The sequence below is a fragment of the Streptomyces sp. UF-297 genome (assembly GCF_058245575.1).
The window spans coordinates 109,236-120,898 of the sequence record NZ_JBSIBZ010000020.1; the positions used below are offsets into that span (position 1 = coordinate 109,236).

The 11,663-nt window shown below is 70.4% G+C and carries 8 protein-coding genes; 2 read left to right on the plus strand and 6 right to left on the minus strand.

What is annotated here, in order from left to right; all coding sequences use genetic code 11:
- From AC4IJH_RS14780 to AC4IJH_RS14790, 3 genes are all read right to left on the minus strand, one after another.
- Positions 1-1,293: a cytochrome P450 family protein gene (locus AC4IJH_RS14780; RefSeq protein WP_490852125.1), complete on the minus strand. Its 1,293-nt coding sequence runs from the start codon at positions 1,291-1,293 to the stop codon at positions 1-3.
- Between the two features lie 237 nt (positions 1,294-1,530).
- Positions 1,531-3,069, minus strand: coding sequence for an MFS transporter (locus AC4IJH_RS14785; protein ID WP_490852126.1), 1,539 nt, complete (start codon positions 3,067-3,069; stop codon positions 1,531-1,533).
- Between the two features lie 192 nt (positions 3,070-3,261).
- Positions 3,262-4,758 carry an alpha/beta hydrolase gene (locus AC4IJH_RS14790; RefSeq protein ID WP_490852127.1) on the minus strand — a complete coding sequence of 499 codons (1,497 nt, stop codon included), beginning with the start codon at positions 4,756-4,758 and terminating at the stop codon, positions 3,262-3,264.
- Positions 4,759-4,999: 241 nt separating this feature from the next.
- Between AC4IJH_RS14790 and AC4IJH_RS14795 the strand changes: the two genes are divergently transcribed.
- Together AC4IJH_RS14795 and AC4IJH_RS14800 are read left to right on the plus strand one after the other, a co-directional pair.
- A complete protein-coding gene (locus AC4IJH_RS14795; RefSeq protein ID WP_490852128.1) occupies positions 5,000-6,589 on the plus strand; it encodes an amidase in 1,590 nt (529 codons plus the stop codon).
- Positions 6,590-6,650: 61 nt separating this feature from the next.
- A complete protein-coding gene (locus AC4IJH_RS14800) occupies positions 6,651-7,007 on the plus strand; it encodes a hypothetical protein (RefSeq protein WP_490852129.1) in 357 nt (118 codons plus the stop codon).
- Between the two features lie 434 nt (positions 7,008-7,441).
- On the opposite strand, the gene AC4IJH_RS14805 is transcribed toward AC4IJH_RS14800, so the two are convergent.
- The 3 genes from AC4IJH_RS14805 to AC4IJH_RS14815 all read right to left on the minus strand — a co-directional run bounded on the left by AC4IJH_RS14805 (position 7,442) and on the right by AC4IJH_RS14815 (position 11,024).
- Positions 7,442-8,752: an MFS transporter gene (locus AC4IJH_RS14805; RefSeq protein ID WP_490852130.1), complete on the minus strand. Its 1,311-nt coding sequence runs from the start codon at positions 8,750-8,752 to the stop codon at positions 7,442-7,444.
- A gap of 257 nt (positions 8,753-9,009) precedes the next feature.
- Positions 9,010-9,480: a TRADD-N-associated membrane domain-containing protein gene (locus AC4IJH_RS14810; protein WP_490852134.1), complete on the minus strand. Its 471-nt coding sequence runs from the start codon at positions 9,478-9,480 to the stop codon at positions 9,010-9,012.
- A gap of 785 nt (positions 9,481-10,265) precedes the next feature.
- Positions 10,266-11,024, minus strand: a complete 759-nt coding sequence (locus AC4IJH_RS14815) for an MmyB family transcriptional regulator (RefSeq protein ID WP_490852131.1) — start codon at positions 11,022-11,024, stop codon at positions 10,266-10,268.
- Between the last annotated feature and the right edge of the window lie 639 nt (positions 11,025-11,663).

Consider the following 11,663-nt stretch of genomic DNA (forward strand, 5'->3'; position numbering starts at 1 on the left):
TTACCAGCGGACCGGCAGCCGGGCGGGGGCGCGCAGCGGCGTGGTCTCGTCCCAGGGCAGGGTCTGGGCCGGTTCGGCAAGTTCGAGACCGGGGAGCCGCTCCAGCAGCACCCGCAGGGCAACGCCCAGTTGGAGCCGGGTCAGCTGGGCTCCGGTGCACGCGTGCGGACCGTGCCCGAAGGCGACGTGCGCGTTGGGGGTCCGCGTGAGGTCGAGGGTGTCGGGGTCGGTGAACGCTGCGGGGTCCCGGTTGGCCGAGGCGACCACCGGTACGACCGCATCGCCGGCCCGGATGTGCTGCCCGTGCAGCGTGAGGTCCTCTTCGGCGACGAGGATGTTGATGGCGTTCATCAGGGGGACGTACCGCAGCAGTTCGTCCACCGCGGCGTCCATGCGCTCGGGGGCGTCGCGCAGCGCGCCCAGCTGGTCGGGGTGGGTGAGCAGCACCAGCAGGGCGTTGGCGGTGTGCTGCACATTGGTCTTGTAGCCCGCCATGAGCATGGTGACGACGAAGCTGACGACGTCGTCGCGGGTCAGCTCGCTGCCCGGACGGCGGCTCTCGGCGAGCAGTACGCCGATGTAGTCCCGTTCGCGGGCGGCGCCGCCGTGACCGCCCTCGCGCGGCGCCTCGCCTTCCTTTTCCTTGCGGGTGATCAGTTCGTCCGCGTAGTCCTGGAGGGCATAGAGCGCCGTGAGCACTTCCTCCATGGTCAGGCCGGCGGCGCTGAGCAGGGTGAGGGTGTGCGGCAGGTAGCGCTCGCGGTCCTCGTAGGGCAGTCCGACGGTTTCGCACAGCACTCTGAGCGGGAGCGGTTCGACGAGGGAGGGGATGAGGTCCGCGGTGGGGCCCGCGGCCACCATGGCGTCGATGAGTTCCCCGGTGATCGTGCGGATGCGGGGGATCATGAACTCCAGGCGCTTGCGGCCGAAGAGCGGCAGTACGGTACGGCGCACACGCTCGTGGTGGGCGCCGGTCATCTCCAGGAACGTGGGCAGGCACGGCGGGGGCGCGTCCTCCCCCTCGCGCGGCGGCCAGGCGGAGAGCAGCGGCCGGATGAGCCGGGGGTCGGCGAAGGCGGCGCGTACGTCCTCGTAGCGGCTGAGCAGCCAGCCGGTTTCGCCGTTGGGCAACTGCGCTTTGACGACCGGACGTTCGGCCCGCAGGGCGGCGTAGGCGCAGGGCGGGCCAGGGGTGCCCGGATCGGCGGCGGGCACCGGTATGGGGGTGTCCGGTGCCGTGGCATCCGGCAGCGGTGAGCGTCCGCCCTCGTCGGTCGACGCGACAGAAGCCATGGCTTCTCCTTCTCGGTAACCCTCACTGCGTAAAGATCCTGCTAAAGCGTTAGTTGAGGGATTTATCATCAACAGTCCTGCAATTACGGGGTGTTCGGCTGCCGACACTGAACGTTCCGCGTGCCCGATGTCAAGATCAGCACTGCGGCCACGGCAGTCGGCGCCACGCAGAACATGCAGATCAAGACGACTTGGCACGCGGCCCTTGCGCCACCGGCGCCCCGGCGGGCCGTACGATCAGCCCCGCTGCGGCCGACCGGGCCCGGGGAGCAGAAAACCGGCCAGGAACGTCAACGCGAGCATCGCGGCAGCGGCCCAGAGTGTGCTCTCCATGGCCCCGGTGGCCGCTGCCCCGCCCCAGGTCCCTCCGCCCGGTGCGCAGCCCTGCGCGCACGCGCGCGCCGAGAAGAACACCGTGCCCAGGACCGCGACCCCCAGCGCGCTGCCGAACTGCTGCACGGCGGTGAGCACACCCGCGGCCGAACCCGTCTCGTGGGGCTCCATCGCTTCCAGGACCGTCCGGAAGTACGGGCCCATCACCAGCCCCATCCCCGTGCCGATGGCCACCAGCGCCCAGGCGCCGTGCCCTGCCGTCATCCGCGTACCGGCCAGGTGCAGGGCGAGGACGTACCCGCCGACGCCCAGCGCCATGACCACGACCCCGGCCTGGACCAGCCGGCGGCCGTACCGGCCGATGGCCACGGTCCGCTCCAGCAGCTGGACGAGGACCGTGCCGAGGACGGTTCCGGCGGACCAGGGCAGCATCGCCAGGCCCGCGTCGAGCGGCGAATACCCCAGCCCGGACTGCAGGTACAGGCTCAGCACCAGAGAGAAGCCGGCCACCGCGGCGAACAACAGGGCCCCGGTCGCCAGACCGCCCGCAAAGGCTCGCTTGCGGAACAGCCCCGGCAGCACCAGCGGGTCGCCGCCGCTCCTGGACTTGCGTACCTCGTACCAGCCGAACAGCGCGAACAGCGCGGCCCCGGCCGCCATCAGCGCGAACGCCCATCGGGGCCAGCCCAGTTCACGGCCCTGCACGAGGGGGAAGACCAGGGACAGACAGGCGAGGGAGGCGAGCAGGACCCCCACGAGATCGAGCCGGGCCGGTGTCGTGTGGCCCGATGCGGGCAGAAAGCGCCGGCCGCCGAGCAGCGCGAGCAGCCCGAGCGGCAGGTTGACCAGGAACACCATGCGCCATCCGGCCCCGAACAGATCCGCGTCCACCAGCCAGCCCGCCAGCACCGGTCCGCCCACGTAGGACAGCCCCATCACCGGGCCGAACATCGCCAGCGCCCGGCCCACCTCCCGCGCGCCGAACATCTCCTTGATCAGGCCCAGCCCCTGCGGGATCATCACCGCGCCGAACAGGCCCTGCAGCCCCCGCCCGGCGATCAGCACCCCGGGCGAGAAGGCGAGTGCGCACAGCAGCGAAGCGGCCGTGAAGCCGGCCGCGCCGACCAGGAACATCCGCCGCCGTCCCGCGACATCCCCCAGCCGTCCGCCGGTGATCAGGCCGACCGCCATGGCCAGCGCGTACGAGGCGCCGAGCCACTGCATCACGCTGGCGTCGCCGCCCAGTTCGGCGCGGATGGACGGCGCCGCGACACCGGCCAACAGGGCGTCGAGCATGTCCATCGCCTCACCGGCGAGCAGGACCAGCAGCGCCGCCCAGCGCCACCGGTACGGAGGGGGCTGGGCAGGGGCGACGGACGCGTGGGGCGCAGCGGCCGTGCGCGAGGCGGCAGTGACAGCGTCATCAGGGCAGACATCGGACATGGGGGTCTGCCTTCCCCACCGCATCACCAAAGAGGCGGCCACTTCTGATCTTGGCGCAAAGTGCGCCAAGATCAGGAGTGTTGGCCGGAGACCGCGGCCGGAGACCACGGCCCGAGTCGGCGGCGGGACGACGGCGTTCGATAACTGAGCGGCCTTGCCGACGTCCCTCAGCGGAGCGCTCCGCTCAGCGCCTCAGCCCCGCAGATGCCCCACCACCGACCGCATCGCCCGCTGCACCGCCTCCCGCGACTCCTCGGTGTGGTCCAGGGTGTCGAACCCGTGCTGTCCGCCGGGCACATCCACCACCTCCACCGCCGCCCCGCACTCCCCCGCCGCCGCCAGGAACTCCTCCACCGTCGCCGCGATCTGCGGCATCTCCCGCCCCACTCGCGTCAGCACTACGGGCAGCTGCCCCGCCAACCGCACCGCCTGCGCCGGCTGGAACCGGAAGCCGGACAGCCCCCAGTTCGGCAGCGGCGCCAGAATCGGATACGTAGCCGCCACACACCGCAGCCACGGCGCCGGCGCCGCCAGCCAGTCCGCCGACAGCAGTCCGCCGCCGGAGAAGAACCACAGCGCCACCCGCTCCCCGTCCACCCGCGGATCCGCCCGCACCAGCTCCACCGCTCGCTCCACGTCCTCCGCGGCGCGCGCGTAGTCCCCCAGCGAGTACAGCCGGTGATCCACCGTCACCCCCACCGCACCCATACTCGCCGCGTACCGCCCGTAGCCGACATACCCCGGCCAGTCGCGCGGGGTGGGCTCCGCCCCCTCCGGCACCGGCCCGCCGTGCACGATCACCACCGCAGGAAACGGCCCCTCGCCCTGCCCCTCGGGCACGTACAGATCCATCTGCCCCACCCGCTCACGGGCCACCTCGGGTACGTCCAGCACGAACGGCCGGCGGTTCGCGGTCGGCGCCTGGTCAGGGTCCGTCAGCCGCCGCCCCTCACCGGACGCCGCCCCCAACAGCACCTCCACCAGTTCCTCGGGCGCCGACAGCATCGGCCAGTGCCCCGTCGCCAGCTCGAAGAACCCCACCTCGGGACGGGCCAGCACCGTCAGCCGCGGATCGCCCAGCCCCACCAGCGACTCCACCAGCGCGATACTCGACCCATTGGCGGTGCACAGCACCCCGGTGGTGGGCAGCCCCGCGGCCGCTCCCGTCAGCTTCAGCGCCCCCGTCAGCGTACCCAGCGGCTGCGGCACCGCCCGCTGCACCAGCTCCTCCAGCACCTCGGCGGGTACGCCCTCGGTGCTGCCCCACTGCGCCCACTCCCCCGCCCCCGGCGGTGCCACGCCCCCGCCCGTCCGGACGGCCCCCTCCACCAGCCGCTCCCGCACCGCCGGATCCTGTACGAGCCCCAGCGCCGCATCACCATCCTGCGGCAGCCCCGTGTCCACACACACCAGATTCGCGACCCGCTCCGCCCGCCGATCCGCGGCCCCCACCACCGGGAACACTCCGTACCCGTGCCCCACCAACACCACCTGGGACGCATCCACCCCATCGATCACCCCCACCAACTCCTCGATGTGCGCCTCCAGATCCACCTCCGCACCCGGCTTCGCGACACCCGGCAGGGTCACCGGACGCACCTCGGCGCCCGCCTCCCGCAGCCCGTCCGCCACCCGGTCCCACACCCAGCCGCCCGTAAACGCACCCGACACCAAAACAAAAGCAGTCACGGCTCTCTCCTCACACGTATCGGTCACGGACCACACAGGCCCACCCGTCCAAGGCAGGCCGCCCGCGCACCCCCACGCTAAAAACTCCCCTCACTGGAGAAACAAGCCCCGCACCGCGGAAAGGAGCATCGGGCCCTGCCTGCGCTCTCGGGTCCGGACGTACGGGCGGCATCGCGGCCCGGCGTGCCCGGTCGCTGCGGCACTCTTGCGCCACACCGTCCCCGTACAGTGCGCTGGCCCCATGCGACAGACAACGAGAAGGCGCAGCATCGCCGCCCTGACCGCCGCCCTCGCCGCGGCATCCCTGCTCGCCGGCGCGCCCGCCCCCCGCGCGCAGGCGGCGCAGCCAGGCGCCGATGCCTCACCGCCACTCCTGGGGATCGACCTCGATACGGTGACCATCCCCCAGCTCCAGGCCCGGATGGCACAAGGTTCCCTGACCTCCTCGGCCCTGACCGCCGCCTACCTGCACCGCATCGACACCATCAACCCCACCCTCAACGCCGTCCTGCACACCGACCCCACCGCCCTGCGCCAGGCAGCCGACAGCGACGCCCGCCACCGCAACGGCACCACCCGCGGCCCCCTGGACGGCATACCCGTCCTCCTCAAGGACAACATCGACACCCGCGGCCTGCCGACCACCGCCGGTTCCCTGGCCCTGGCCGGCGCCCCGCCGCGCACCGACGCCACGCTCGTACGGCGCCTGCGCGCGGCAGGCGCCGTGATCCTCGGCAAGACCAACCTGTCCGAATGGGCCAACTTCCGCGCCACCAAGCCCACTTCGGGATGGTCGGCGGCGGGCGGACAGACCCACAACCCCTACGTCCTGGACCGCAACCCCTGCGGCTCCTCCTCCGGCTCGGCCGCCGCCGTCGCCGCATCGCTGGCCCAGGTCGCCATCGGTACGGAAACGGACGGCTCCATCGTCTGCCCGGCCGGCATGAACGGCGTCGTCGGCCACAAGCCCACCCTCCATCTGGTCAGCCAGAGCGGCGTCGTCCCCATCTCCGCCGAACAGGACACCGCAGGCCCCATGGCCCGCAACGTCACCGACACCGCGCTCACCCTCGCCGCCCTCAGCGGCGCCGACGCCCGCCCCGGCGACCGGCCCCAGAACCTGACGCACCCCGGCACACTGCGCGGCAAGCGGATCGGCCTGTGGCGCCTGCCCTCACTCGGTGCAGACGTGGATGCCGTCATGACCCGTACGGCGCAGAAGCTGCGCAAGGCGGGCGCCGAGGTCATCGAGGTGACTCCCCCCTACCAAAAACGCCTGGCCGAACTCGAATTCCCGGCCCTGCTCAGCGAATTCCACCGGGACATCAATGCCTACCTCGCCACCCGCAAGGGGCCGCGGGATCTCGCCGCGCTCATCGATTTCAACCGCACCCACCCGGCGGAGCAGACCTGCTTCGCCGGTCAGGAACTGTTCGAACAGGCCCTGACCGCGCCGCCCACCACCGACCCCCGCTACCAGGCCATCCGCGCCGAGCTGAAGGACCTCTCCCGGCGGTCCCTCGACAAGACCCTGGCCGCCCACCGGCTCGACGCCATCGCCGCACCCACCAACCCGCCCGCCTGGACCACCGACTGCGCACGCGGCGACAACGACGTCATCCCCTCGTCCACCCCCGCCGCCGTCGCCGGATACCCCTCGCTGTCGGTGCCCGCCGGGTCCGTGGGCGAACTGCCCGTCGGCGTACTGCTCATGACCGGCCAGCACCAGGACGCCGCGCTGCTGACCCTGGGGGCAGCCGTGGAGCGCCGACTGGGAGCATGGCGGGCACCGCGCTACCTGCCGTCGACGGGACCCGACGCCCGCCGATGACCACCTCACCACCACACCCCTCCCCGTCCCCACCCTCTGTGCCCAGACGAGGACACCACTGATGGACCGGGCCCACCTGGCCGACACCCTCCACCACCGGACGACAACCGGCCACCCCGCCAGGGCGGCCCTCCTCAACGGAGGAGACTTCACCGTCCGGGACGGCCAGGCCCCCGGCTATCAACTCACCACCGTCTACGCAGCCCGCCTCCGCAGCACCCACAAACAGGGCACCAAAACGCTCACCCCGCCGACCACCGTCGACATCCTCACCCGCCAAGGAACCGCACCACCGCTGATCGGACGCATCAACTCCCCTTACTGCGCCTGGACCTTCAAGGTGTTCCTCACCACCGATGCCGACACCGCCCTCGCCTGCACCGCAGCCCGCCGACCAACTCCCATACGTACGGCCTGAAGACGATCGGCGCCGTGGGAATCCCCACGGCGCCGACCGTCGTACGCAGAACCCACCCGGCACCGCCCGACAAGCATGGAACACCGGCAACGGCCCAATAAGCCGACGCGCCTGCCCTCCATCCGCCCGGCCCAGGCCACGCGCCTAAGCCCGGCCCTCGCCGCGCGACCAACGACACCCGCACCCCCACAGCGCATGCCCCGCAGCCCCACGACACCGGAAACCGGACCGCCGGCGGCCAGACCACGCAAAAAGCCGAAAACGGTGCCGTCGGCAGCCTGCGCACCGGCACAGCGCGGCCCCAACGCCCCGGCCGTACCGCGCAGTACACCGATACGCACGCGAGGGCCGCCGAAACGGCCGCAACGCCGCACCCCGACGGCGCCACACCCGCCACCACCCGGGCTCGACTCGTCCGCTCCGGCAGCCGTGGGTCACGCGTCTGTCTGCGGTACCGGCAGCACCCGCCCAAGACGTACGAGCGGGGAAAGAAGCATCACCACCGGTGACAGCAGCATGCCGCCGGCCGCCACCAGCAGTGCGATACGAAGCCCCCATCCCTCCGCCAGCCATCCCCCGAGCAGCGAACCCAGCGGGGCCAGCCCCATCCCGACGAATGCGACCGACGCGGCCACACGCCCCTGCATCCCACCCGGAGTGACCGCCTGCCGCACAGCCATCAACGCGACATTGACCAACTGCCCCGATGCCCCGAAGACCACATTGACCGCCGCCAGCACCAAGACCGTCACCGCGGAGGAGCCCTGCAACGCAGGCACACACAGAAGCACCCCGTCACCGAGTACGGCCGCACACACCAGCACCACGCCATAACCGCACCGCCCCGGCACCCGCGCCGCCAGCAGCGAACCCGCCAGCGCCCCCGGCCCCGTCGCCGCCAGCACCAGCCCCACGGCGCCGCCCGAAAGATGCAACTCCCGCGGCAGAAAGACCAGATACACCGTCATCATCGCCGCGAAGAAGAACTGGAACGCGGCTGAGGCCAGCCCCACCGCCCGCAGCACGGCATCGCCGACGACCAAGCGCAGCCCCTCACCAGCCTGCCGCCACACCCGCCTCGACCCCGGCGAACGATCCGGAACCTCCTCACGCCGCCCGATCCGCCGTACCGACAGAAACGACAACGCGAACAACACTCCACCCGCCCCGACAGCAACCGGCGCCGACAGCCACGACACCAGCGCCCCGCCCAGCGCCGGCCCACCGACCTGCGCTGCCGACCGGCTGCCCTCCAGCGCGCTGTTGCCCCGTACCAACTGATCGCGCCTCACCAGCCGTACGACGGAAGCCTGATACGCCACATCGAAGAACACCGACAGCGCTCCGACCGCGAAGGCCACCATCAACAGCAGAGGCAGCCCGAGTCCGCCCAGCAGACCGGCGACAGCCGCCACCCCCAGCGCCAGGGCCCGGCCGCAATCCGCCCACACCATCACCGGACACGTCCGCCACCGGTCCACCCACACCCCGGCGACAAGGGCGAGCAACAGAACCGGAGCCTGCCCCACCGCACGCACCACACCCAGCTCACCGGCATCCGCACCGAGCGTCACCACCGCCATCAGCGGCAGAATCACCGAAGTCGCATGCTCACCGACCTGCGAAACCGTCTGCCCCACCCACAGCCAGCGAAATCCACCGTCCCGCCATAAACCACACGGCACAGAACGACCAGAACCAGAAACACCAGAGACACCCGATACACCAGAAGAAACCGACGGCACGAAAACCCCTTGGACGGCCCACAACGAGACCCGCCACCCGGCACACCACAGGCGCACCGAACGTCAAACGGGCAAAGACCCGTGCCGCACAACGAGAGCAGCACGCGAAGACAGGACACACACGGCCCACCACGTCAACGCGCGCTCACACCACCGGGCATCTCCCCACCCCTCACATCCACACGCCACCCGGACACTAACCCTCACCACCCCAACCCGAAAACCACCGAACGCACTTCGAGCATCGTCGACATGGGTTACTCGGAGGACTGCGCTGCCGAAGGGGTCTCGGCGGCTGATCTCCTCGTCCGGCGCTGCCGGGGCGGGGACTGGTTCCGGGGCGTGGACCCGTTGTTCATCTGGGCGCTGGCGGTCAGGACCTGTTCGATGATGCGGCGGAGCATCTCGCTTTCGGGGTTGTCCGTGAGGTCCTGCGCGAGGCGTTCCGCTGTGAGGTAGTAGCTGGTCAGGACGGGTTGTTCGACGTAGCGATTGAGCTGGCTGAGGGTCTGTCCGTACATGTGCAGATCGGTACGGTTCAAGAAGCCGGACAGTGCAGCGCCGACCACGGCGATGGCGCCGACGAAGATTTTCGCCTGGGTGTCGTGGAAGTAGATGCCGGCGCCGAAGCAGGCCGTGACGACCAGCAGACCCAGGGCCATGGCGCGCTGGGAGGAGCGAAAGGACCGGTCGGCCTGATCGGTTGCGATTCGGTGGTATTCGTCGATTGGCGCTGGTTGAGTTCCAGGAGCGTCGCCAGCGGTGTGACGGTCTTGAGTTCGGCCAACTGCTGGGCGTCGAACTCGGCCCGGCGTTCCGCCGCTTCCTGGGCCGCCTTGCGCTCAGCGTCCTCGCGCCGGCCGCGGGTCAGCAGGAAATAGCACCCCGAGCCCGCCACAGCAGCGGCCATCGCGGCAAACACGATCCACAGCCAGGAGGGCGGAGCCCAGACGGCCCCACTATCGCTCCTGCCGGCCTGGCTCCCTCCCCAGATCAGTAAGGCACTCGCCGTTCCCCCCACAGCGCCCATCAGGACGCTTGACCGCCGACGTCGCTCGCGGGCCCGGATGTCGAAGGTGTTGTCCGCGAAAACAGAGCTGGAGACGTTGCTGGTGATGAAGTTCCGGGGCGGAGGTGAACTCATGACGGGTGCCCCCTTGTCGGCTGCCCGGACGGCCGACGTGCAGAGTCTGACACCAAAGGGCCATCCACGTACGAATGTTGCGGAAGCGGCGCTCTCCCCACGGTTGCCCGGCGTCGACAGCGCGGAAAGCGCGCGGGCGACCACGGTATGGGGTGCATCCGAGCAGAGCGCAGGCTCTCCGATCGACACGAGCCGCTTCGTGGCAAGCCAGGTCCCTTACCCGGCCAGTGGCGCATCGCCGCCTTCCATAACAGCAAGCGCAAGCCGCTTCTGGAGGCCCTTTCCTTCAAGGTCGCTCCCGGGCTCGTCCCCGCGTCCCGGCGCTGAGATGCCCGTCCAGGGGCGAGGAAGGGGGAAAGGGGAAGAGGGTTACTGGCGGGCTGGGATTTGGCGGGGCGGCGGAAAGTAGCCGGATAGATCGCGGTGGCTGGTCGGTTCGAACGGCTGGGGGGTGGAGTGGGGGGCGCCGGCGGGGCGGAAGACCAGCAGGAAGAGCAGGATTCCGGGGGAGCTCAGTGGCTCGCTGACGCACATGCTGACGAGTCCGGGTCCCAACTCGGCGTGGCAGAGCGGTCTCTCGTCGCCGTCGGGGTGGACGTAACCCGAGGGGACGCTGGTGTACAGGTCCCGGGTGCGGGGGTCGGCGAGGCACTGTTCCTTGAGCGCCAGGAGGGTCGGGTTGTTCCGCTGCTGAGCGACCGTGGAGCGCAGTTTGGAGGCGATGACCGGAGCCCAGCAGCGGTCCCAGTCGGTCAGTATGTGATCGCGGGCGTCATCGCTGAACAGCATCCAGTGGAGTGTGTTCACCGGTACCCGCCGGTTCGGGAACATTCGGGCGAGCGCGTCGTTGTAGGCGAGGACGTTTCCGGCGGAGTCGCAGAGATACGCCATGGCGGAAAAGGCTTCCACCACGTCCACCCAGGCACGGGGTACTGGTACGTGCTCCACATCGGACAGCGGGTACGGCGGCTTCTCGCCTCGGGCATAGGCATAGAAGATCGGCCACTCCTGTGCGGTGAGCCGGAGGACGTCGGCCACATCGTGCAGGTATTCCGGGGAAGGGTTGGCCAGCACCCCGCGCTCCAGTTTTCCGTACGTACCCGACACACGCCCCAGAAGGTCGTCCATGTGCGCCTGCGACAATCCCGGCGTCTTCCTGCCGCGAGGGTCCCGCCGCGTGAATCCGAAGCTCTCCGGACTCAAGGATGCTCTTCGCTCACTCAGCATCCGGCGCAGTGCTTCGGCGTCCATGGTGTGCTGTTTCCTTTCCGGCGGAGACACGCTCCGTAGACGATCAACGGGTTGTCGCTGCCGGCCCACCACCGGGGCCGACCGGTGGGACCCCTACGGTCGCGGACTTCGGCGGATCACAGGCCGACCGTGTTCGCGCGAGAGGCCGTGGAGACCGCCGGCCCGAGCACAGCCCTGGCTGGTTTGCTCATTCCGTTCCGCTCCCGGCCGACCGTCACCGCAGCAACAGCCTGTATACGTACCGCTGAGCCTGCCATCGCCGTGAAGTTCCCTGAGGAGGTTTCGGCCAACTTTTCCAGGTATCAGGATTACCTGGAAAAGAAGACCCGTGGAAATCGGGAGCGCGATCGTCCAGGATTGGCACCGGAGGACGCACCCGGCGTACGGGGGATGGGCCAACCAGCTACGGGGGACGGGCCACCCAGGAGGGGCCTTGGCTGATCGCAGGGTGCTGGAGGGAGACCGCACACAGGACGTGGCAGTTCCTCTCCTGCGCATGCGCCCGCTCAGTAGGCG